Genomic DNA, 20,708 nt, shown 5'->3' on the forward strand with positions numbered 1-20,708 from the left:
AGCGTATGAGTTGGAGTTGACGCGTCATCGCCCTCGCTCTCCGGCTGACATAGCCTGATGGCCCAGGAGCGCCCGTCGAAGTGGCAGCGTGACTCATCTTTCGCGGCGTTAGCGCATTGAAACGTCACGAAATCGTCAATAAGAATTCGCGATCAGAGCCGGGCTGACGCGGGTCTCGACCTATGACTATCAACGATTTACGGTGATGTATAAGCCCGAAAGACCCGTTGTGAGGGGCCGCATCGCGAAAAATGATGCGAGTCAGGACTTCGCGCGAGAAGCGAAGTCCTAGAACGGCGCCGGATGTGCGGTAGTGCGTCTGCCGAAGTCCGCGCAGCCCTGACCAATCTCCATAGTTTGGAGCGCACTCTGCACATCAGCGATTCGCCCGTCGCCCCGGCTCAAGGGGCGCATGACGCAGGTGAGCGACCATAGGTCCTGCGCTGGACGAAGGTAGATTCGCCCAAGTTGCCTGTCACGTTCAAGCCAGACGAAGCCACACCTGGCTGTAGGGATTTTCCTATCGCAGCCCGCCTGCTCGCAGGCTTTTTGGGCATGTGGAAAGAAGGGGCGGCGGTCCGCCTCCCCGCTGTGAATCCCTTTTCCGCCGGTGGCCGCGGACTTCTACTTGATCCTCACCCAACTGAAGTCAAAGATGCCAACCCCCTCATCCATGCGCCACGCCCTGCGTACTTGGTCACGCTTGCTTGCTTCGGCGTAGAACTGGAAGTCATACGACTGCGGTCTGCCATAGCCGCCGAAGCCGTTCTTGGCGCGCACACGGCACTCGAGGATCGGCTCCTTCGACGCATAGCGTTCCGCTTGGCTGGGGGTGTGGTCGCTACGCCAAGAGCAGTCGAACTGAGCGCTGTCCGGGTCGCGGAGCTGGGTCTTGACCAGAGCGTGAGCAGCCTGGATCTGACGTTCTTCCTGGCTGGTGCATGCGGTCAGGGCGACGATAGCGACGAGGGGCAGGGTGATGGATCGCATTGGGTTGGCTCTCTGTGGTGGGTAATGAAGGGTCTGCGACGCGCGCACAGCTCAGGCAGCGAGCTTCTCGACGGCGGCTGCCAGGTGTTCCGGCGCGAGGTGGGCATATCGGAGGGTCATCGTTAGATCGGCGTGGCCAAGTAGTTCGCGGACCGTGTTGAGATCGACTCCAGCCATGACCAGCCGGCTTGCAAAGTGATGGCGCAGGTCGTGAAAGCGGAAGCCCTCGATCCGCGCTGCGGTCAGCAGGGTGTCCCAGGACGACTTGATGCCGGAGATGCCGAACACGCTGCCCGACACGGCGGACTGCAACGCCCATTGCCGCAGCACGGTCATGGCTTCGGCGTTCAGGGGGACATGGCGCTGCTTGCCGGACTTGGCGTTCTCCCGGCGCACCGTGAGCATCCGCGCCTGCAGATTGATGTCCGACCAGTCCAGGGCCAGCAGTTCGCCCCTGCGCAGACCGGTGTTCATCGCCAGCAGCACGACCGGCGTTAGGTGGTCGGCATAGGCCCCTTCGGGTACTTCGGGGAACAGCGGGCGTCTCCGGGCTGCTCGCCAGTCATTGGCTGATCTGCGCGCGGCAGCGTGTTCCAGGTCGCGCGCTGCAAGGGTTTCCCTGAGGCGCTGCTCTTCGGCGGGGCTTAAGAACCGCACAACGCTCCGAGGCTTGGCCGCCTTCATGCGCAGCTGCTGGATGGGGTTCTGCTCCAACATCCCCCACTTCACTGCCTTAGCGATCACGGCGCGGAAGCTGGCTAGGTCACGCCACGCGGTTGCCTTGGTGATGAGACCCGCCCGGTCGGGGCGGGCCTTGGTCTGCAGTCGCTCCATCCACCAGCGCTCGACCCAGGCCGCGTTGATGTCGGACATGGGCATGTCGAGCGCGGCAGGGAATACCCGCTCCAGGCGACTGATGTACTTGTCCGCCCCTTTGAGCTCGCTGCACGCCCAAGGGCGGTAGTGGTCGCGCAGGAACTCCGCGAGGGTGATCTTCGGGGCGGCGGGCTTGGCGATGCTGGGCAGCCCGGTCTGGATGTACTCCGCGATGATCTTGCGGGCGATCTCCCGAGCCTCGTCAAGCGTCAAGTGACCAGCAGACCCCAGCGTACGACGCTTCCCGTGCTCCCAGGTGACGACCCAGGCTTTATGCCCACTGGGCTGCACCCGAAGCAGTAAGCCGCGCACCTGCGTGTCCCTGAGCTCGTACGCGCGATCCTTGGGCTGGGCAGTGGCAACGAGTCGTTTGGTGAGGGTGGTGACTGACATCCGGGCGGCTTCCTTGGTTGGCGTAAGCCAACGATAGGAAGGGCCGGAGGTTCATGATTGGATGCGGATCGTCCGCGTCTATCGGCGCGACAACTGCAGGGGGCGCGAGGTCGTTTACGGCCAATTAGGGCGCACGTGACGGAGATATTTTCCTGAGAGCAGAGAATTGCCGGCGAGCGCGCGGCTCACGCTATCCCTCGCACTTGCATGGAGCGCACCGACACGGATGCCGGGATCGCTGCTCAGAATGCCGCTGAGCTTCTCGTAGCTGTATTCGTGCGACAACTGGTTGCAAGCAACGTAACTGTCGTGGGTTAAGAATCCGGCGTGATCAGTAGCCCGGATGAGCGCCATGCAGGCGACGATCTCGGGAACCCCGGCCTGGAATTCATTAAGCGCTGAGTTGATGAGGAACATGCGCAGAGGGTCAAGTGCCGCCACCACGAAGAACTTGGGTTTCGGTGGATTGCACAGTGTGCACCTAAGGCGGAAGACGTCGCCAACTTGGATTGGAGGCTGAGCGGCCATCCCTGGCGTGACCTTTAAACTGCTTCTCGCCAATGAGTGCGTTTTTCGGGCATGCGAGCTTCTCCGGGGTTGTCGTCACGGAGGTGTTGGATGATCTCGTCTGCGTTGTCGAATTCCTGAGCAATGCTTTCTTTGCTCATGCGAGCCGACTTCTTGAACAGGCGGCTGATGAACGTCCAAGCATCCTTCCACGCGGAGTCATGGGACATATCCCTTATGGCCCACTTGCCAACTCGCTTGTACGTGTCGATCACTGCGCGCAGCGAGTTGATTTCACTCTCGCTCAGTTCTTCAAGATCGGGCGCCTTCTTCAGCTCAATCATGTGATTGGCGTGGTACACAAAAAACTCGCGCGCGCGCAAAAAATCTTTGTCGGAGGAGTCGTCCCCTCGCACATGCTTCAGCATGCTGTAGGTGAAGCTGGGCACCGGCCCCTTCTCCATGGCGCAATACTGTTCGCCCGCGATGAAGCGGCCGAACTTCTCCAGATGGAGTTTGTCTGCCAAATACATCATTTTCATGATCGGGTAGAGCGACTCGTTCGTCTCTTGGACTAAGAGGGCCGTTGCAGCGATGGCCTTGTCTACCTCAAATGCGGCTCTATTCGCCTGGCGACCACTCATGGTCATCTCCACTTGCATCCCGTCTCTCCCCATAACCGGACGCTTGCCCGCTGGACCCCGTTTTGAGAAGGGTGCGGGCCACCCTCTCACGTACTACATTGCTTCGATGCGCTCGTAGAGCTCAGGAAAGCATAGCTCGTTTGCATTAAGCCTAGGCAACCGCTCGTAGGCGGGCTCAGACTAACGAGGTCGAAGGCCCCCCCCGTCCAATACGAAAAACATATAAGACCTTGAATTTGTTGGAATTTGATCGATCGCCGACAATCGGTGGCTGCGAGGGCGAGGTCTAGCCAAAGTAGGCGTCGAGAACTGCCGGGGGCCAGATTGCGCAACGATCGGTGTCCCACTAGGGGCTCACACTCTCGTGTCCCTCCTAAGCCACTCTGAGGTCATCCCAGTCCGGGTGGGTCGGAGAGCGGGATCGGTGGCGCTATGGGAGGGGCTTCAGCCGCGCCATAGCTGTGAAGAACACTTGCCTAAGCTTGGCCGCGCAGCTTTAAGTGCGCCCGCCACGCCCAGTTACTTTACAGATGGAGCCAGAGGCGACGGGGGCGAGCTCAATGTCATGGTGGTGGCCACGTTCCAGCTCTTCGGCGAATCGAGACGGCCAACGACCTGATATCGCTGGACCAGAAAACCATCACTCGCATCTTCCGTGATGACGTGTACAAGCCCCTCATTGGCAAGAAGAGAAACTGCTGGACGGATTTGATTCGGCTGGGCTCCCGACTTGTCTCGCAATGTCTGGTGTCTCAGTGCTACGACAACGTTATCGTTGGGTCGTCCCGCCAGCATGATCAAGTAAAGCTTTAGGGCGACCAGTGCAGTAGTTCCTCGATGGGGAATCTTCGGCACTCGTTGAAGAACCTGCGCTCTCGGAAGCTTAGCCCACCCCCCCGCGCCCTCTTCGGGGCGCAAGAGTTCGAAGTCAGACGGGGCGGTTCGATTTCCGGGCTTGTAAGAAATCAGGCCCGCCGCAACCGCACGATGAATGCCTCGCAGCGTCATCACTCGGCTCAACTGCGTCAGGTCCTCGAGGTCGTTGAGTGAGGCTCGCACTTCAAAGCTGGACGCGTCGGAACGCTTAGCGGCGGCCAGTCCGAGATAGATGCGTAGGGCCGCCTGCGAGAGCCCCGCGGATTGCCCTCCATGAAGAGAGGTCAATGCTTCACTCCCTGGCCGAAACCACCAGGACGGCAGCTTTCCCCATGGCCTCATCGCCGCTCTCCAAGCCGCGCGATCCGTTCAATCGTGGTCAGCACCCGCACCCCAAGGCGATAGATCAAGAACACGAAAGCGAGAACTACCACTGCCAGAACAACAATGGGTTCACCGCCAAGCAGGGCCTCCAACATCGACTTCAGCCATTCCATAACGCGGCTCCAGAACACGCTGACTCGCATTTCGCTGAAGCAAGCGCGCCTTGTCTAGAAAGAGCAATATTCAGAATAGCGTCAGATATGCCGCCTTAGCCTTGATTTTAAAAGGGAAAGGAGGTGGTTCTGAGTCGTGTAAGGTAGTTCACGAGAAGACCAAAGACCGCCTATTCAGGTATCGGCTGGGGTCTAGCGGAGTGCGCTCGCTCCCTGCTCAGGCCGGCGAGACCGGACACATACATCACCGCTGCTCAACGAAGGTTACAGTCACGGGCTCGCCAGCAAGGTCGACGGAAATGGTCAACTGTGCGGCACTCTGCCTGTCCCGCTTGGGCAGCGAGAACCGAACATCTCCTAGGATGAATTCCCCCGGCGACAACGTGTTGGCCTTGAGAGCGCGGCTCTGTAGGTCGCGACGTGCGAAGTCGGCATTTGCCCTTTGGCGATCGAAGATGGCCTGATTCTGCCTGTCCGCAGCCAGGCGGGCCTGTTGTGCGGCAGCTGCGTTGTAGGTGGTCCCGGAGTAGGTTCCTGACGTGTACGCGGTGCCCGTAGCGTAGCCGCCTGAGCCATACGCATATGCGTTCGTTCGGCTGTTGTACGTGCCGTAATTGGTCTGGTAGCCGGCGTTGGAGGCAGACATGTTGTTGCCAGCCGCAGCGAGGCCCGCTGCCACTGCTGCCCACGTCTCCTGGCGCTTCTGTTCGCGCAGCCGGTCGTCGTAGGTTAGGACCGTAAGGGGGCCGGAAGGAGTCGACGCTGTGAAGGATCGCTCCGAGATGTTGAAGCTTTCCTCGCCGATGTTCTTGATGCCCACCTTCAAGAAGGCCGACTTCTTATCTCTCGGGACATAGGTAATGAACAGGACGGCATTGGTCGTGGGTGCGATGAGCACAACTTCGCCGTCCTGGTACTCGACCGTCTGATCGTCACCAGGCACAGGCTCAAAGATTCGCTCTGCGGCGTGACCAGGCGCAGCGACAAGTACGAACGCTAGTAGTGCCGTGTATGCCAGTTTCATGATGCCCCTCCCCGATGAGCATGGTCGCGCACGCGCGGCTGCAGCGCTACAAGGCAAGGCGCGTGCCAGGGGGGTAATTGAAGACCTGCTCCTAAGGTGGGAGTAGGTGAGAGCGTGCCGGGGAGGGGTAGACTTCCGCCTAAGCCGCCCTGAAGCCGCCTCCACCCCTCCCGGCAAACCCAAGATCACGCCCAACAAAAAACCCGCCTCGCGGCGGGTTTGTTCAACGCGTTGATTCCGCTCGGGAATCTGGTGGCTATGGGTGGACTCGAACCACCGACCCCAGCATTATGAGTGCTGTGCTCTAACCGGCTGAGCTACATAGCCGCGTGAACCGCGTATTCTTCATTTCGACCCCCTGCCTGTCAAGCCGGGCGGCCGCGCTTGTCGCCTGCGGCGGGGCGTGGCAGAGTCGGGGACAGTAGATTTTAGGAGTCCGCATCGTGATCGATCCGGACGGCTACCGACCCAATGTCGGCATCGTGTTGATGCGGCCCGATGGCCGGGTGTTCTGGGCACGGCGCGTGCGCCGGGATGGCTGGCAGTTCCCGCAGGGCGGCATGAACACGGACGAGACCCCGGTCGAGGCCATGTACCGCGAGTTGCGCGAAGAAACCGGCCTGTTGCCCGAACATGTGGAAGTTCTGGGCGTCACGCCCGGCTGGCTGCGCTATCGCCTGCCGCCCCGTGCCATCCGGCGCAACGAACGCCAGGTCTGCATCGGCCAGAAGCAGGTCTGGTTCCTGTTGCGCCTGGTCGGCGATGAAGCCCACCTGCGGCTGGACCTGACCGAGAGCCCCGAGTTCGACCACTGGCGCTGGGTGGACTTCTGGTACCCGCTGGAGCACGTGGTGATCTTCAAACGCCGCGTCTATGCCCGTGCCCTGGGCCACCTGGCTACCTTCGCCCGCTCCGTGGCCGGTCCCCAGGCCATCCCCGCCGCATTGCCGGCCGCCTCCCGCGCACCGGACGGTGCGCGCCGGCGGGGCCGCGACCGGCCCGCACGTAAACGGGGCGGCACCGGCGAACCCGCCAAGAATTGACAATCATTCTCATTCAAGGTGGAATGGTGCCGGGCCATTCCGTGCCTGCCGTCCTGCCGCCGACACCGTGTACGTCTGCATCTGCAATGGCGTGACCGACCGCCAGATCCGAGAAGCCGCCGCGGCCGGATGCGCCACCGTGGCCGAACTGACCATGCGCACCGGCGCCGGCGCCACCTGCGGCAGCTGCCTGGAGATGGCGGCGGACATCCTGCACGCGGCGCAACCGGCCCCGCGCGAGTCGCTGCTCCCCATCCTCACCCTGCCGAACGCCGCCTGACGCGCCGCGCCCGGCGGCCCCTGCGCGCCAAGATGATCACGATTCGCGTTCCGGCACCGGTGGCGCGCGCGGGCTAACCTGTGCCCTCCATCTGTCCACGGAGCATGGCCATGAAAGGCGACGCCAAGGTCATCGAGTACCTCAACAAGGCGCTCTACAACGAGCTGACCGCGATCAACCAGTACTTCCTGCACGCCAAGATGCTGAAGAACTGGGGCTTCAAGGAACTGGCCGAGCACGAGTACAAGGAATCCATCGACGAGATGAAGCACGCCGACAAGCTGTCGGAGCGCATCCTGTTCCTCGATGGGCTGCCCAACTTCCAGGCGCTGGGCAAGCTGCGCATCGGCGAAACGCCGCGCGAGATCCTCGAATGCGACCTGGCCCTGGAGCAGGAAGCCCTGCCGCCGCTGCGCGAAGCCATCGCCTACTGCGAATCGGTGGCCGACTACGTCAGCCGGCAGTTGTTCGTGGACATCCTGGATTCGGAAGAGGAACACATCGACTGGCTGGAAACCCAGCTGTCGGTGATCGACCGCATCGGCGAGCCGAATTACCTGCTGACCAAGCTCGACGACTGAGGCGTGTCCGGTGCCGTGGGCGCCGGCGATGAATGCCGCGCCTGCGGCGGCACCGGCAGCAGTGGCCGGCCCAGCTGCTGCGCCGCGTAGCCCTGCAGCGCCATGCGCGCGCGCGCGTATTCGGCGATGACCAGCGCCACGGCGACGGCCGGGCGCTCCAGCTTGCGCGCACGCGCACCCAGTTCCACCCGCTTGGCGGCGGCGGACAGGGCCATCGCGCCGACGTTGGCGCTGGAGGACTTGAGCGTGTGCGCGGCATCGCGCATGGCATCCAGGTCCGGCACCGCCGCCGCCTTCTCCAGCGTACCGATCAGGCGCGGCGCATCTTCCAGGAAGATGGTGATGATGCGCGTGGTTTCGTCGCCCGCGATCTCGCGCAGTTCCTCCAGCATGGTCTGGTCCAGCACCGGGAAACTGGGCGCCGGCGCGCGCGCGGTGGCGACCGCCGGTGGCGATGGGGCCGGTTCGGCGGGCGGGACCAGGGCGGCGTTGCGCAGCACGAAATTCATGCGGTCCGGCAGCCAGCGATGCAGGCAGCCTTCCAGCTGTTCGCGCGAGACGGGCTTGGCCAGGTAGTCGTCCATGCCCGCATCCAGGCACCGCTGGCGGTCGCCCGCCATCGCGTTGGCGGTCATCGCCACGATGGGCAGGCGGGCGCCGTCGGCGCGCTCGGCTTCCAGCTCGCGCCAGCGTCGTGTTGCGGCATAGCCGTCCAGTACCGGCATCTGGCAGTCCATCAGCACCAGGTCGAAGGCCTCGGCCTGCATGCGCTTCAGGGCCAGGTCGCCGTTGGCGGCGGTGTCGCAGTCGAAGCCCAGCGCGGCCAGCAGTTTCTGCGCCACCAGCAGGTTGACCGGGTTGTCCTCCACCAGCAGCAGGCGCGGCTCGGTGCGCATGGCGCTGACGGCGGCGGGTTCCGGCGCCGCCGCCTGTTCGGCCACGGCGGGCGCGGCCACGGGGGCCGTGGGCTGCGGCGCGACGGGGGACGCAATGACGGGCGCGGCCGGGGCCGGTTCGCGCACCGGTTCCGGGAAGATCTCCTGCATCGTCGGCAGCAGGTCCGATGCGTCCTGCTCCGGCGCGGCACCGGTAAGGGCCGCGCGCAGGTCCGCATCCGGCGACTGCCGCGACAGCTGCGTGCTGCGCGGCTGCAGCTCGGCCGGCACCGCCTCGTCGCCGTACAGCCACACCAGCCGCAGCGCGTCCGGCGAGGGCCGCCGTGCGATCGCCCGGTGCAGTGCCAGGGCGGTGCTGCGGATGCCGCTGATGTCCGCCAGCACGGCCAGGTAGTCCTGCTGTCCCTGCTCGCCGACCAGGCGCAGCCGGTCCATCGCTTCCTGCGTGGTCTCCACCGCCACCGGCTGCATGCCCCAGTTGGTGGCCAGCAGGGTCAGGCGCTGCCGCAGGCGCGCGTCGGGCGAGACGATCAGCACGCGCCCGTGGTCCAGCGCGCCGTTGTCGCGCTGGCGCAGGTCGCCGATCACCTTCATCAGCGGGACTTCGAACCAGAACGTCGAACCGCGACCGACCTCGGACACCACGTCGATGCGGCCCCCCATCAGGTCGACGATGCGCCGGCAGATCGCCAGGCCCAGGCCGGTGCCGCCATACAGGCGCGTGGTGGAGGCGTCGGCCTGGCTGAAGGAATGGAACAGGCGGTGGCGGGCGTCTTCCTCGATGCCGATGCCGGTGTCGCGCACCTCGAAGCGGAGCAGGTGCTGGGCCGCGGTCTCGCCCAGCCGCCGCACCACCAGCGTGACCGAGCCGCGATCGGTGAACTTGATGGCGTTGCCCACCAGGTTGGTCAGCACCTGGCGCAGGCGCACCGGGTCGCCGCGCACCGGCAGGCGCACGGCCGGGTCCAGCTGCAGGCTCAGCCGCAGGCCCTTGTTCTCGGCGGGGCGATGCATCAGCTGCAGCACGCCGTCGAGCAGTTCGCGCAGGTTGAACCCGGTGATCTCCAGGTCCAGCTTGTTCGCTTCCAGCTTGGAGTAGTCCAGGATGTCGTCGACGATGCGCAGCAGCTGGTGCGAGGACGCGGTCGCCGTGCTCAGCATCTCGCGCTGGTCCGGTGCCAGCGGCGCGCGCGACAGCATCTCCAGCATCGGCACGATGCCGTTGAGCGGCGTGCGGATCTCGTGGCTCATCGTGGCCAGGAACTCGCCCTTGGCCATCGCGGCCGATTCGGCGGCCTGCTTGGCGCGCACCAGTTCCTGTTCCAGGCGGTCGTGGCGCTGCAGGTCGCGCTGCAGGCTGTCGCGTTCGGATTCGGCCATCGCCGCACGCGCCTGGATGCCGGCATGCAGGCGCGCCTGCGCACGCGACTGCAGCGCCGCCGCGATGGCGGACGCCAGGGCGCAGGCACCGCTGCCCAGGGCCACCGGCAGCCACGGCCCCGCGATGCCGGCCTGCTGCAGGCCGGCCGAGGCCAGCGAAGCCGCGGCGAACACGGCGGTCACCCAGGGCATCACCGGCGTCCGTCCGGCGGCGGGCATCGTTACAGCACCGCGTTGTGGAAGTCGAAGCCGAGTTCGCTGCCGACCGCCTGCACCAGGTTGCCCTGGATGAAGTCCACGCCGCCCATCCACATGGCCGCGGCGGCCTGCGGATCCTCGATCTGCTGGCCGATCACCTGCAGGCCCTGGCGGTGGGCGTTGTCGATGATCCCGCGCAGCTGGTCGCGCAGCTGCATGTCGGCATGCGCACTGGCGTATTTGCTGGACACGCGCACGAAGCCCAGCGGCAACTGCGTGAGCAGCGCATCGGCCTCGGCGCCCGGCTCGAACTGGCTGAGGCAGAACTGCACGCCGGCCGGCATCAGCTGCTGGCAGAACTGGCGCAGGGTGACGGTGTGGATCAGCGCATCGGCCAGGCGCAGGTCGATGACCAGCGAGGTACCCTCGATGCCGCGCGCGCGCAGCGCGTCGAGCAGCCACTGCGCATGCGACTCGCGCGCCAGCGAGCGCGGCGACTGCGACACGAACAGGCGCAGCGACGGTCCCTGGGCCTGGCGTTCGGCCAGCACGTAAAGCGCGTGTTCCAGCACCCAGTGATCGATCTGGGCGATGCCGCCGGCCAGTTCGGCGGCCGGGATGACCTGCGAGGCGGGCAGCAGCGAGCCGTCGGGCTGGCGCATGCGCAGCAGCACCTGGTACTGCGCCTGCTCGCTGCCGGCGACGGCCACGATGGGCTGGTAGGCCAGCTCGAACTGGCCATCCTCCAGCGAGATGCGCGGGGCATCGTCGTCGATCTCGGCCGGGACGTACTCGGCCACGCTGTCCGGCTTCAGCCGGGCCTGCAGCACCGCGCGCTCGATCGCCTCCAGCGCACTGCCCGCGTCGGCGAAGCCCAGCGACAGCGCGGTGTAGCCCACCGAACTGCGCAGCTTGAGCACTTCGTTGGCGCGGGTCTGGAAATCGTGGCTGCCCAGTCCGTCGCGCAACTGCTGGGCCAGGGCCGGCAGGGTGGCTTCGTCCACGCCGTCGGCCAGCATCAGGAAACTGTTGTCGTTCAGGCGCGCCACCGGGTGCGGCGACGCGGCGGCGGCCAGCTGGCGGCCCGCCTGGTTCATCAGGTGCTCGAACACCGCGTAGCCGTAGCGTTCGCGCAGGCTCAGCGCGCTGTTGACCTCGACGAAGAACAGCCCGCCGCGCGACTGCCGCTGCAGCGAATCGGCCAGATGCTGCAGCACGAAGGTGCGCGTGGGCAGGCCGGTGTCGCTGTTGACCGAAGGGCGCGGGGCCTGCAGCGCCTGGTTGCGCTGGCGCGCGCGCTGGATGCGGTTGGAGACCGCCGCGATCAGGTGGCGCGGCCGGATGGGTTTGTTGAGGAAATCGTCGGCGCCGCTTTCCAGTACCTCGAACTGGCGCTCGGGGTCCGGGTCGCCGGTCAGGAACACGATGGGCAGGTGCAGGTACTCGGGCTGCTGGCGCAGCAGCATGGTCAGCGACATGCCGTCCTTGCCAGGCATGTGCAGGTCCATCAGCACCAGATCGGGGCGGAAGCGGCGCATCGCGTCCAGCAGGCCGTCGGACTGCATCTGCACCTCGGCCTGCATGCCGGCACCGTGCAGCACGCTCTGCGCGAACAGCGCCTGCCCGCGGTCGTCCTCGACGATCAGCACGCGGTACGGGGATTCGGGATCGACCGGCTCGGGCACCCGGTTCGCCGCGGATGCGGCGGGCGCCTCCGGCGGCGGGGTGGCCGGCGCGGTGTCGACGGGGGGCTGCGGGAGGGGATTCATCGTGGGGGAGTCTCCGGCATCGGGGGCCTGTTCCAGGTCCTCGGGCGTGGCATCGCCCACCCAGCGGCGCCAATGATGGGCCGGCGGGGTTTCCGCGCGCAGGCGCGAGCGTGAGGGCTCATCCTGCGGGCGGGACGTGGAATCGAGGACGGACATCAGGCTTCCCCAAGCTGAGCCCCATTATGCGATGAAGTTCACGGCCGAGGCAGGAGAGCCATGATCCCCGAAGCGCCGGCCCCTGTCACGGGCCGGAGGTCGGGGGTGTCGCCTGCGCCGATGGCGCCGCCTGCAGCAGGCGCTTCAGTCCGCGCGAGACCTTGCGCCAGACCCACCACACCGCCAAGGCGATCAGCAGCGACACCCCCATCACCAGGCATAACGCAATCCAGGGGTGCGCAAAGGCCAAGGCCAGCCCGCCGACCACCACGGCATCCTCGGTGACCGAGGCGGCCCAGTTGCTGACCGGCTCGGGCGAGGTGTTCATCAGCGCGCGCGATCCGCTTTTCAGCACATGGCTGGTCAGCGCGATGCCGGCCCCCGCGGCCAGCGCGCCGCCGCTCAGCTGCCCGTCGGGCGAGAGCGTGGCGGCGGCGAGGAAAGCGCCCGCCGGTACGCGGGCCAGGGTCTGCAGCAGGTCCCAGCCCGAATCCACGCCCGGAATCTTGTCGGCGAAGAACTCGGCCAGGGCCAGCGCGCCGGAGGTGCCCAGCACCCACCAGGACTGGGTGGCCTGCAGCGCCGGCGGCAGGTCCAGCCAACCGAGGGCGCCGGCCAGGCCCACGCCGAACACGGTGAGGTAGACGCGGATCCCGGCCATCCATGCCAACAGGATCCCAATTACGAAAAGATGCGCTTCGGACATCCCGGCCACTCCCGTTAGACTCGTGGGCTCGCGCCACTGCGGCGAGTATAGGGGTCCCGTCTGGCTGCCGGCTGAGCATCGCCCGCCGCCCGTCCACCATGTCCGCACCTGTTCCTTCCCGCTTCCGGATCGTGCCGCGCGAGGTGGCCGTACGCCGCCGCGGCACGTCGCTGCTGCTGGGCCTGGCCTGGCTGGCCAGCCTGGGCGCGGTCTGGTTCCTCGCCAGCCACACCGCGGCCCCGCGCCTGGCCCGGGCCGATGCGGCGCGGGCGCGCGCCGAGCAGGCCTTGCAGGCGGCGCAGGCCGAAGCGCGCACGCTGCGCCAGCGCGAATCCACCCTGGCCCGTTCCGACCAGATCAGCCGCGCCGCCAACGCCGAGGTGCAGGATGCGCTGGCCGAGCGCGACGAGGAAATCGCCGCGTTGCGTGCCGACGTGGCCTTCTACGAGCGACTGGTGGGATCGACCAGCCAGCGCAAGGGGCTCAGCGTGCACGTGGCCGAGTTCGCGCCGGAAGCCGGCGGCACCTGGCGTTACCAGATCATGCTGACGCAGACGCTCAACCGCGGCGCGATCAGCCAGGGCCAGATGCGTTTCAGCGTGGAGGGCGTGCGCGACGGCAAGCTCGCCGCGGTGCAGTGGGACGAACTGCACCAGCAGCGCGGCGCGCCCGGGCAAACCTATTCCTTCCGTTATTTCCAGCAGTTGGACGGCAACGTGATGCTGCCGCACGGGTTCACGCCGCAACGCGTCAAGGTGACGCTGAACGGCGAGGACGCGGCGGTGGAGCAGGCCTTCGACTGGAAGACCGCCACAGCCGCAGGAGGCAAGTGAGATGTTCAAGCCCAAGCCCATCCGTCCCGACGTGGGCGCCATCGACACCCTGATCGGTCCCCAGGTCACCATCCGCGGCGACGTGATGTTCAGCGGTGGCCTGTACGTGGAAGGGCACATCCAGGGCAAGGTGATCGCCGAAGCCGGCGGGCGCGCCGTGCTGACCCTGGCCGAGCAGGGCAGCATCGAGGGCGAAGTGCAGGCGCCGGTGGTGGTGATCAACGGCCGCCTGACCGGCGACGTGCACGCGCACGAGCGCATCGAGCTGGCGGGCAAGGCCCGCGTGCAGGGCAACCTGCATTACAAGGTGGTGGAGATGAGCGCGGGCGCCCAGCTGACCGGGCGCCTGGTGCATGCCGATGCCGTCCCCGCCGCGGGGCACGAGGGCGCGGTCGCGCCGGAAGCCTGGGCGGCCGCCGACGCCTGACCGGGCATTCAGAGCCCGCTGGGACCGGCCGCGCTATCCTGCGGCCATGAACGCCAGGCCCGCTCCGCCGACCGTGCCACCGCCCCGTTTCCGCAGGGGGCCGGTGATCGCGGGCATCGCGCTGGCCATGGCCCTGGCGCTGGGCGGCTGGGCCCTGTGGCGCGCGCTGGCGGGCGGCGCCGACGGTGAGGCTACGCCGTCGCAGCTGCGCGAGCAGCAGCGACGGATCGAATCGCTGGAGCAGCAGGTGGCCACCCTGTCGCGCTCGGACCAGATCAGCCGCGACGCCAACCGCGACCTGCAGGCCACGCTGTCCGAACGCGACGAGGAAATCGCCGGCCTGCGCGCCGATGTGGCCTTCTACGAACGCTTCGTCGGCGCCACCGCCCAGCGCCGCGGCCTGTCCGTGCACGAACTGACCCTGCAGCCGCAGGACGAGCAGGCCTGGCACTTCACCGCCACGCTCACCCAGAACCTCAATCGCGGCGCCGTCAATGCCGGCCGCCTGCTGGTGTCGGTGGAAGGGACCGAGGCCGGCAAGCTGCGCCGCCTGGCCTGGTCCGACCTGCGCCAACAGCCCGATGCGCCAGGCGTGCCGTATTCGTTCAAGTACTTCCAGCAGGTCGAAGGCGACCTGCTGCTGCCGCCGGGCTTCAAGCCGGTCCGCGTCATCGCGCGCGTGGTGCCGCAGGGCGGCGCCGCCGTGGAACAGTCGTTCCCGTGGGCGCAGGCCGCGGCGAAGGAAGGCGCCGGCGAGGGGGCCGGCGCGCACTGAGCTTGAACTGATTTCCGCCAGCCCCCATCCTTCCCTCATGACCACCGTTGTCTCACTGCCCACCGCACCCGCCGCGCCCGACTACCAGTCGATCGACCGGCCGTTGAACTTCACGCCCGCCGCGGCGGCGAAGGTGCGCGAGCTGATCCGCGAAGAAGGCAGCGACAGCCTGGCGCTGCGCGTCTACATCCAGGGCGGCGGCTGCTCGGGCTTCCAGTACGGGTTCGAATTCGACGAGAACCGCGCCGAGGACGACGTGGCCGTCGATACCGATGGCGTCTCGCTGCTGGTGGATCCGCTGAGCCTGCAGTACCTGATGGGCGCGGAAGTGGACTACAGCGAAAGCCTGCAGGGCGCGCAGTTCGTGATCCGCAACCCCAACGCCAAGACCACCTGCGGCTGCGGCAGCAGTTTCAGCATGTGAACCCCGGCCTGCCGCGTTCCGTGACAGGTCTGCTCGCTCCCCCCGTGCCACTGGCCGGCTTCGCCTTCGCAGGCGACACGCTGGACCGCGCCGATGCGCTGCGTGACGACGCCGAGGCGTTGGCGCGGCTGTGGCCGTCCGCGCGCGTGCTGCTGCTCGACGAGGAGGGGCGTGCGCTGGCGGACGGGGCGGGCATGCGGTTCCCGGTGTCGGGCGCGACGCTGGGCGGCGGCCCGGGCGCCAGCCTGTTCCTCGGGCTGAAGGACGGGATGGCCTGGTTCGCTGCCGACGCGCGGCACCATCCGGTGGACGCGCCTTCCCGGATCGACCTGCGCCGCGCGGCGGCGGCATGGTCCGCCTTCGACGCCGGCGTGTTCGCCATGGCGCGCGCGCTGCTGCACTGGCAGTCCGCCACGCGCTTCTGCAGCGCCTGCGGCGGGGCCATCACCTTCCGGCGCGCGGGCTACATCGCCCATTGCACGCACTGCGGCAAGGACCACTATCCACGCGTCGACCCGGCGGTGATCGTCGCCGTCAGCGATGGCGAGCGTCTGCTGCTGGGTCGGCAGGCGGCCTGGCCGCCCAGGCGCTACTCGGTGGTCGCCGGCTTCGTTGAGCCGGGCGAGACGCTGGAACAGACCGTGGTGCGCGAGGTGCTGGAAGAGACCCAGGTGCGCGTGCGGCACTGCCGCTATCTGGGCTCGCAGCCCTGGCCGTTCCCCGGCGCGCTGATGCTCGGCTTCAGCGCCGTCGCCGAAGCGGATCCGCCGCAGGTCGATGGCGAGCTGGAGGACGCGCGCTGGTTCACCTTCGACGAGATCGACGCGGCACTGGCCCGCGAAGGCAACGACGACGGTGCGGGCCTGCTGCTGTCGCCTTCCATCTCCATCGCGCGCGCCCTGATCGAACATTGGCATGCCGGCATGCGGGCATGCCGCGTGGATGCCCCGACGCTCGCCGAGACCGGGCATTAACAGGCGGCGGGACTAGAATCCCCGCACCGGAGGAACCGCATGTCGATCACGCTTGTCGCTGTCGTGCTGGCGCTGGTGCTGGGCCACGTCGCCCCCTCCCTGGTCGCCGCCTTCCGCCAGTACGCCTGGTACGACGCATGGTTGCGCTGGTTGGGCGAGGGCGGGCGCGACAGTGCCGGATTCCAGGGCGGCCGCTACGGCATCGCGCTGGCGCTGGCGCCGGTGCTGCTGGTGGTCGCGCTGCTGCAGTGGCTGCTGGACGGTCCGCTGTACGGCCTGATCGGCCTGCTGTTCGACATCGTGGTGCTGGTATATGCCTGGGGCCCGCGCGATCTCGACGTGGACGTGGAAGCCATCATCGACGCGCACGATGCGCCGACGCGGCGCGCCGCCATCGCGCGCCTGGGCCTGACCGGCGAAGCAGCGGCACTGGACGGTCCGGCGCTGGTCGAAGCGGTGTTCGCCAATGCCCTGCGCCGCTGGTTCGGCGTGCTGTTCTGGTTCCTGCTGCTGGGTCCGGCGGGGGCGCTGCTCTATCGCCTGTCCTCGCTGGCCGTCGACGGCGAGTCGGCGAGCGAACTGCCGGAACAGACCCGAGCGGGCGCACGCGCGCTGCTCACGGCCCTGGACTGGCCGGTGGCCCAGCTGATGACGCTGGCGATGGCGCTGGTGGGCAACTTCGACACGGTGTTCTCGGCCTGGCGCGAAGCGGGCGGGGCGCGGTTGCGCCTGGATACCGGCTTCCTGGGCAGCGTCGCGCGCGCCAGCGTACGCGGCGAACTGGCGGAAGAGGCCGAGGAGTACGCCGAGGAGGGCATGGTGCAGGCCATGCGCGAACTGCCCGAGCTGCGCGACGCGATGAGCCTGGTGTGGCGCATCCTGCTGCTGTGGCTGGCGGTGCTGGCGGTGTTCGTGATCGGCGGTTGGGTGGGCTGACCCGCGACATGGAAAGGCCCGCCGAAGCGGGCCTTTCCACCAGGGGTTGATGCCCCCGGTTACTGCGAGAGGGCCGCCATGCCGCCCATCGCGAAGATGAAGATGATGTAGAGCACCACCAGGGACACGCCGGCGATCGCCGACCACATGGCCCACTTCTTCGCCTTGTCCGAGGCTTCCTGCGCGCCCGCGACGTCGCCGGCGGCCAGCTTGCCGTTGACCTGCGCCGCGAACACGATGGAGACGATGCCCAGCGGCAGGCAGCAGAACAGCGTGGACAGGATCGCCCACACGAGATTGTTGGGGACGTAGGACGGGCTGGTGTTCAAGCGAAGGATCTCCGGGTGGATGGAGTGGAAGAAAGAGGGGTGGCCGCGGCGCGCTGCTCAGCCCGGGGCCAGCATCGAGAAGGGGAACCAGGGCAGGTTGCGCGCGATCCAGTAGGCCGGCAGCAGGACCAGCCAGAACCGCGGCGCCAGCAGCACGCGCATGACGGGCTCCAGCGTGCGCGGGCGCCAGCCCTGTCCATGCGCGATCATCATCGGGATGGCGGGCAGCAGCAGCATGGCCAGCGGGTTCATCGTGAACGCGCGCGCCAGATCGCCGTGGACCAGCGCATGCAGCGCGCGGGTCAGCCCGCAGCCGACGCAGAAATAGCCGGTCAGCGCACGGAACATGCAGCCCGGGAACGGGCTGTGGGCCGCGTTCGGATCGAATTCCCGCAACAGCCAGACGCCGACGGCGGCCGCAAGGGCCGCCGCCGTCAGCGCCAGATAGTGCGGGGCACGCAGTGAGGTCACTGCGACTGCTGGATCTGTTCCATCATCATCATGTACTGCTCCATGCCGCCGGTGGCGAACATGGCGATGTTGATCAGCAGGCCGATGATGGCGAACGCGGTGGCGACCCAGCACCAGGTCTTGGCATTGGCCGACGCACGCTGCGCGCCTTCCAGGTCGCCCTGGTTGAGCTTGCTGTTGACCTGCGTGGAGAACACGATGGCGACGATGCCGATCAGGCCGAGCGGGCAGCACAGGCAGGTGGCCAGCACCGTGGACACGATGGCCCATGCCAGGTGATTGGGCACGTTGCCCGGTGCGGCGGTCGAAGGCATGGGAGGTACGGCGCTCATGCAGGCGTTCCTTGTAAGTGGAGGAGAGATCGTGCGAGCCGGCTTACATGCCGCTCAGGCCGCCCAATAGTGCCAGACCGCCGAACAAAAAGAACCACAGCGCGATCAGGATGGGGGCGATCAGCGCCGACGCGATGGCCCAGTTCAAGGCCTTGCGCGAGGCCTCCTGCGCGCCGGCCAGATCGCCCGCGGCGCGCTTGCCGTCCACCTGTGCGGCGAACACGATGGAGACGATGCCCAGCGGAAGGCAGCAGAACAGCGTGCTGAGGATGGCCCACACCAGATGGTTGGGAACGTAGGGGCCTGGCGTGACGGGCGGGACGGCGCTCATGACGGTTCTCTTGCGGCGGGAAGACGGACGGGGACGTCCACCGCAGGCGGCAGGCACGTGTAGCGAACGAGGATCCCCGCGGACAGCCTAGCCGGGATGGCGGCCGGGTGGAAGCATCACGCCGCGTCGCCGCGCAAGGCGCGCACGCGGGCCTCCAGTGCGTCGGCGGTGGCCGTCGCGCCGTCCATCGGCTCGCCCGCCATCACCTCCACGTGCGCGCGGAAGCGGCGCGGCACGCGCATGCGGCCCAGGCGCGTATCGCGCCGGCTCCACATGCTGGCCCACATCCCCTTCAGGGCCATGGGCACCACCGGCACCGGGCGGCGTTCCAGGATCTTCTCCACGCCGGACTTGAAGGCGGCGATCTGGCCGTCCTTCGTCAACGCGCCTTCGGGGAAGATGCCCACGATCTCGCCCGCCGCCAGCGCCGCGTCGATCTCCTCGAAGGCGCGGCGCATCAGCTCCGGGTCCTCCTTCGCGCCGGCGATGGGGATCGCCTTGGCGGTGCGGAAGATCCAGCTCATCACCGGGATGTTGAAGATCCGGTAGTACATGACGAAGCGCACCGGCCGAGGGATGGTGGCGGCCAGGATCAGCGCGTCCATGTAGCTGACGTGGTTGCACACCAGCAGCGCCGGGCCCTCGTCCGGCACGTTCTTTTCGATGCCGTGCAGGCGCAGCCGGTACAGCGTGCGCACCAGCAGCCAGCTGAGGAAGCGCATCAGGAACTCGGGCACTATCGTGAAGATCCAGACCGCCACCACGGCGTTGGCGATCGCCAGCGCCAGGAACATCTGCGGGCTGCTCCAGCCCAGCCCGCGCTGCAGGGCCAGCCCGGCCAGCGCGGCCAGCACGATGAAGCCCGAGTTCTGGATGTTCAGTGCGGCGAACACGCGCGCCATCTGCGAGGCGTGCGTGCGGCTCTGGATCAGCGCGAACAGCGGCACCACGAAGATGCCGGTGAACAGGCCGATCCCCAGCAGGTCCACGATCAGGCGCGCACTGCCGGGCTGGCGCACGAACTGCGCCAGCTCCAGCCCGCCCACGGGCGCAAGGCCGGGGCGCGCGAAATACAGGTCCAGCAGGAACGCGCTCATGCCGAACGCGCCCACCGGCACCAGGCCGATCTCCACCGTGCGGCCGGACAGTTTTTCGCACAGCAGCGAACCCACGCCGGTGCCGATGGAGAACAGCGCCAGCGCGAACACGTACAGCGTGGCCGAATCGGCCGGCCCGCCCAGGTGGAGCTGCGCGTAGGTCGGCAGCTGCGAGGTCAGCAGGGTGCCGAAGAACCAGAACCACGACACGCCCAGGATGGCATTGCGCACGGCCAGCTGCTGCTTGGCCATGCGCAGCACCGCCAGCGACTCGGGAATCGGATTCCAGTGCACCTTCAGGTCCGGCGCGCCCGCATCCATGCGCGGGATCATCCGCGACAGCACGTTGCCGAGCACGGCCAGCAGCACGATGGCGATGGCGGCGGCCTGCGGGCCATGCGCACCGGCCACCTGGAAGATCATGCCGCCGGCGATCATGCCGCACAGGATGGAAATGGACGTGCCCATCTCGACCAGGCCGTTGCCGCCGGTCAGTTCCTCCGGCTTGAGGATGGCCGGCAGCACGGAGTACTTCACCGGCCCGAACAGCGTGGACTGCACCCCGGTGCAGAACAGCGCCACCAGCAGCAGCGGCAGGTTCTGCAGCAGGAAGCCCACCGCCGCCAGCGACATGATCACGATCTCCATGGTGGTGGTGATCACGATCAGCCGCTGCTTCTCCAGCTTCTCGGCGATCTGGCCGGCGATGGCGGAAAACAGGAAGTACGGCAGGATGAAGATGGCGGGCGCCACGATGGCGTACAGCGCGCGGTCCTCGGTGCTGGCGCCCAGGAAGATCAGCAGGCCGATGATGGCCTGCCGGTACACGTTGTCGTTGAAGGCGCCCAGGGCCTGGACGGTGAAGTAAGGCAGGAACCGCCGTTGTGTCAGCAGTGAGAACTGGCTGTAGCCGGACATGCGCCCTCCGTGGGTTGCGCGCAGCCTAGCAAATCGCGGTGACGC

Annotated in this window: 21 protein-coding genes, 1 tRNA gene and 2 pseudogenes; 9 read left to right on the forward strand and 15 right to left on the reverse strand. The window is 67.2% G+C overall.

Annotated elements, in window-relative coordinates; genetic code table 11:
* Positions 1 to 624: 624 nt before the first annotated feature.
* The 7 genes from MUU77_RS02735 to MUU77_RS02765 all read right to left on the reverse strand — a co-directional run bounded on the left by MUU77_RS02735 (position 625) and on the right by MUU77_RS02765 (position 6,134).
* The gene (locus MUU77_RS02735; RefSeq protein WP_245091313.1) at positions 625 to 990 is read right to left on the reverse strand and encodes a hypothetical protein; all 366 of its coding nucleotides are present in this window, start codon (positions 988 to 990) and stop codon (positions 625 to 627) included.
* 51 nt (positions 991 to 1,041) lie between these two features.
* A complete protein-coding gene (locus MUU77_RS02740; protein WP_245091314.1) occupies positions 1,042 to 2,259 on the reverse strand; it encodes a tyrosine-type recombinase/integrase in 1,218 nt (405 codons plus the stop codon).
* 114 nt (positions 2,260 to 2,373) lie between these two features.
* Positions 2,374 to 2,676: a hypothetical protein gene (locus tag MUU77_RS02745; protein WP_245091316.1), complete on the reverse strand. Its 303-nt coding sequence runs from the start codon at positions 2,674 to 2,676 to the stop codon at positions 2,374 to 2,376.
* Between the two features lie 125 nt (positions 2,677 to 2,801).
* Positions 2,802 to 3,410, reverse strand: coding sequence for a Panacea domain-containing protein (locus MUU77_RS02750; RefSeq protein WP_245091318.1), 609 nt, complete (start codon positions 3,408 to 3,410; stop codon positions 2,802 to 2,804).
* Between the two features lie 1,214 nt (positions 3,411 to 4,624).
* Positions 4,625 to 4,783, reverse strand: a complete 159-nt coding sequence (locus tag MUU77_RS02755; protein WP_245091320.1) for a hypothetical protein — start codon at positions 4,781 to 4,783, stop codon at positions 4,625 to 4,627.
* A gap of 244 nt (positions 4,784 to 5,027) precedes the next feature.
* Positions 5,028 to 5,807 (reverse strand): hypothetical protein, encoded by a 780-nt coding sequence (locus MUU77_RS02760; protein WP_245091322.1) that lies wholly within the window; start codon positions 5,805 to 5,807, stop codon positions 5,028 to 5,030.
* 250 nt (positions 5,808 to 6,057) lie between these two features.
* Positions 6,058 to 6,134: transfer RNA gene (locus MUU77_RS02765), tRNA-Met, on the reverse strand.
* A 116-nt stretch (positions 6,135 to 6,250) separates the two neighbouring features.
* Between MUU77_RS02765 and MUU77_RS02770 the strand changes: the two genes are divergently transcribed.
* The 3 genes from MUU77_RS02770 (at position 6,251) to bfr (ending at position 7,711) form a co-directional block, all read left to right on the forward strand.
* Positions 6,251 to 6,850, forward strand: coding sequence for an RNA pyrophosphohydrolase (locus tag MUU77_RS02770; RefSeq protein ID WP_245091329.1), 600 nt, complete (start codon positions 6,251 to 6,253; stop codon positions 6,848 to 6,850).
* A gap of 67 nt (positions 6,851 to 6,917) precedes the next feature.
* On the forward strand, positions 6,918 to 7,130 hold the full coding sequence (locus MUU77_RS02775) for a (2Fe-2S)-binding protein (RefSeq protein ID WP_245091340.1): 213 nt from the start codon (positions 6,918 to 6,920) through the stop codon (positions 7,128 to 7,130).
* A 110-nt stretch (positions 7,131 to 7,240) separates the two neighbouring features.
* Positions 7,241 to 7,711 carry a bacterioferritin gene (gene bfr, locus MUU77_RS02780; protein WP_162111468.1) on the forward strand — a complete coding sequence of 157 codons (471 nt, stop codon included), beginning with the start codon at positions 7,241 to 7,243 and terminating at the stop codon, positions 7,709 to 7,711.
* A gap of 77 nt (positions 7,712 to 7,788) precedes the next feature.
* On the opposite strand, the pseudogene MUU77_RS02785 reads toward bfr, so the two are convergent.
* The 3 genes and pseudogenes from MUU77_RS02785 to MUU77_RS02795 all read right to left on the reverse strand — a co-directional run.
* Positions 7,789 to 10,179: pseudogene (locus MUU77_RS02785) on the reverse strand (ATP-binding protein); the annotation flags it as partial.
* Between the two features lie 29 nt (positions 10,180 to 10,208).
* Positions 10,209 to 12,110 carry an EAL domain-containing response regulator gene (locus MUU77_RS02790; protein ID WP_245091342.1) on the reverse strand — a complete coding sequence of 634 codons (1,902 nt, stop codon included), beginning with the start codon at positions 12,108 to 12,110 and terminating at the stop codon, positions 10,209 to 10,211.
* Positions 12,111 to 12,195: 85 nt separating this feature from the next.
* The gene (locus MUU77_RS02795) at positions 12,196 to 12,816 is read right to left on the reverse strand and encodes a DUF4126 domain-containing protein (RefSeq protein ID WP_245091344.1); all 621 of its coding nucleotides are present in this window, start codon (positions 12,814 to 12,816) and stop codon (positions 12,196 to 12,198) included.
* Between the two features lie 98 nt (positions 12,817 to 12,914).
* On the opposite strand from MUU77_RS02795, the gene MUU77_RS02800 reads away from it, so the two are divergent.
* The 6 genes and pseudogenes from MUU77_RS02800 (at position 12,915) to ampE (ending at position 17,185) form a co-directional block, all read left to right on the forward strand.
* Positions 12,915 to 13,649 (forward strand): DUF6776 family protein, encoded by a 735-nt coding sequence (locus MUU77_RS02800; protein WP_245091346.1) that lies wholly within the window; start codon positions 12,915 to 12,917, stop codon positions 13,647 to 13,649.
* 1 nt (position 13,650) lies between these two features.
* Positions 13,651 to 14,007: pseudogene (locus MUU77_RS02805) on the forward strand (polymer-forming cytoskeletal protein); the annotation flags it as partial.
* 115 nt (positions 14,008 to 14,122) lie between these two features.
* The gene (locus MUU77_RS02810) at positions 14,123 to 14,851 is read left to right on the forward strand and encodes a DUF6776 family protein (RefSeq protein WP_245091356.1); all 729 of its coding nucleotides are present in this window, start codon (positions 14,123 to 14,125) and stop codon (positions 14,849 to 14,851) included.
* 37 nt (positions 14,852 to 14,888) lie between these two features.
* Complete coding sequence (erpA, locus tag MUU77_RS02815; RefSeq protein WP_245091358.1) at positions 14,889 to 15,275, forward strand: iron-sulfur cluster insertion protein ErpA; 387 nt, start codon at positions 14,889 to 14,891, stop codon at positions 15,273 to 15,275.
* Between the two features lie 29 nt (positions 15,276 to 15,304).
* A complete protein-coding gene (gene nudC / locus MUU77_RS02820; protein ID WP_245094181.1) occupies positions 15,305 to 16,249 on the forward strand; it encodes an NAD(+) diphosphatase in 945 nt (314 codons plus the stop codon).
* 39 nt (positions 16,250 to 16,288) lie between these two features.
* The gene (gene ampE, locus MUU77_RS02825; protein WP_245091360.1) at positions 16,289 to 17,185 is read left to right on the forward strand and encodes a regulatory signaling modulator protein AmpE; all 897 of its coding nucleotides are present in this window, start codon (positions 16,289 to 16,291) and stop codon (positions 17,183 to 17,185) included.
* Between the two features lie 59 nt (positions 17,186 to 17,244).
* Here the strand turns inward: ampE and MUU77_RS02830 are convergent, their stop codons facing one another.
* The 5 genes from MUU77_RS02830 to MUU77_RS02850 form a co-directional block, all read right to left on the reverse strand.
* Positions 17,245 to 17,514 (reverse strand): CD225/dispanin family protein, encoded by a 270-nt coding sequence (locus MUU77_RS02830; protein ID WP_245091362.1) that lies wholly within the window; start codon positions 17,512 to 17,514, stop codon positions 17,245 to 17,247.
* Between the two features lie 57 nt (positions 17,515 to 17,571).
* Positions 17,572 to 17,985, reverse strand: coding sequence for a DUF2752 domain-containing protein (locus MUU77_RS02835; RefSeq protein ID WP_245091364.1), 414 nt, complete (start codon positions 17,983 to 17,985; stop codon positions 17,572 to 17,574).
* Positions 17,982 to 18,317: a CD225/dispanin family protein gene (locus tag MUU77_RS02840; RefSeq protein WP_245091366.1), complete on the reverse strand. Its 336-nt coding sequence runs from the start codon at positions 18,315 to 18,317 to the stop codon at positions 17,982 to 17,984. The genes MUU77_RS02835 and MUU77_RS02840 overlap by 4 nt, the downstream gene beginning before the upstream one ends.
* Positions 18,318 to 18,360: 43 nt before the next feature.
* Entirely contained in the window at positions 18,361 to 18,648 is a 288-nt protein-coding gene (locus MUU77_RS02845; RefSeq protein WP_245091368.1) for a CD225/dispanin family protein, read from the reverse strand.
* A 116-nt stretch (positions 18,649 to 18,764) separates the two neighbouring features.
* Positions 18,765 to 20,663: an MFS transporter gene (locus MUU77_RS02850; RefSeq protein WP_245091370.1), complete on the reverse strand. Its 1,899-nt coding sequence runs from the start codon at positions 20,661 to 20,663 to the stop codon at positions 18,765 to 18,767.
* Positions 20,664 to 20,708 lie beyond the last annotated feature (45 nt).

Origin of the sequence: Pseudoxanthomonas sp. F37, from assembly GCF_022965755.1 — a bacterium.
GTDB lineage: Bacteria > Pseudomonadota > Gammaproteobacteria > Xanthomonadales > Xanthomonadaceae > Pseudoxanthomonas_A.

Coding starts and splice junctions, on each gene's coding strand:
- MUU77_RS02735 (WP_245091313.1), bottom strand. CDS start 990: ATGCGATCCATCACCCTGCCCCTCGTCGCTATCGTCGCCCTGACCGCA.
- MUU77_RS02740 (WP_245091314.1), bottom strand. CDS start 2,259: ATGTCAGTCACCACCCTCACCAAACGACTCGTTGCCACTGCCCAGCCC.
- MUU77_RS02745 (WP_245091316.1), bottom strand. CDS start 2,676: ATGTTCCTCATCAACTCAGCGCTTAATGAATTCCAGGCCGGGGTTCCC.
- MUU77_RS02750 (WP_245091318.1), bottom strand. CDS start 3,410: ATGAGTGGTCGCCAGGCGAATAGAGCCGCATTTGAGGTAGACAAGGCC.
- MUU77_RS02755 (WP_245091320.1), bottom strand. CDS start 4,783: ATGGAATGGCTGAAGTCGATGTTGGAGGCCCTGCTTGGCGGTGAACCC.
- MUU77_RS02760 (WP_245091322.1), bottom strand. CDS start 5,807: ATGAAACTGGCATACACGGCACTACTAGCGTTCGTACTTGTCGCTGCG.
- bfr (WP_162111468.1), top strand. CDS start 7,241: ATGAAAGGCGACGCCAAGGTCATCGAGTACCTCAACAAGGCGCTCTAC.
- MUU77_RS02790 (WP_245091342.1), bottom strand. CDS start 12,110: ATGTCCGTCCTCGATTCCACGTCCCGCCCGCAGGATGAGCCCTCACGC.
- MUU77_RS02795 (WP_245091344.1), bottom strand. CDS start 12,816: ATGTCCGAAGCGCATCTTTTCGTAATTGGGATCCTGTTGGCATGGATG.
- MUU77_RS02800 (WP_245091346.1), top strand. CDS start 12,915: ATGTCCGCACCTGTTCCTTCCCGCTTCCGGATCGTGCCGCGCGAGGTG.
- MUU77_RS02810 (WP_245091356.1), top strand. CDS start 14,123: ATGAACGCCAGGCCCGCTCCGCCGACCGTGCCACCGCCCCGTTTCCGC.
- erpA (WP_245091358.1), top strand. CDS start 14,889: ATGACCACCGTTGTCTCACTGCCCACCGCACCCGCCGCGCCCGACTAC.
- ampE (WP_245091360.1), top strand. CDS start 16,289: ATGTCGATCACGCTTGTCGCTGTCGTGCTGGCGCTGGTGCTGGGCCAC.
- MUU77_RS02840 (WP_245091366.1), bottom strand. CDS start 18,317: ATGAGCGCCGTACCTCCCATGCCTTCGACCGCCGCACCGGGCAACGTG.
- MUU77_RS02845 (WP_245091368.1), bottom strand. CDS start 18,648: ATGAGCGCCGTCCCGCCCGTCACGCCAGGCCCCTACGTTCCCAACCAT.
- MUU77_RS02850 (WP_245091370.1), bottom strand. CDS start 20,663: ATGTCCGGCTACAGCCAGTTCTCACTGCTGACACAACGGCGGTTCCTG.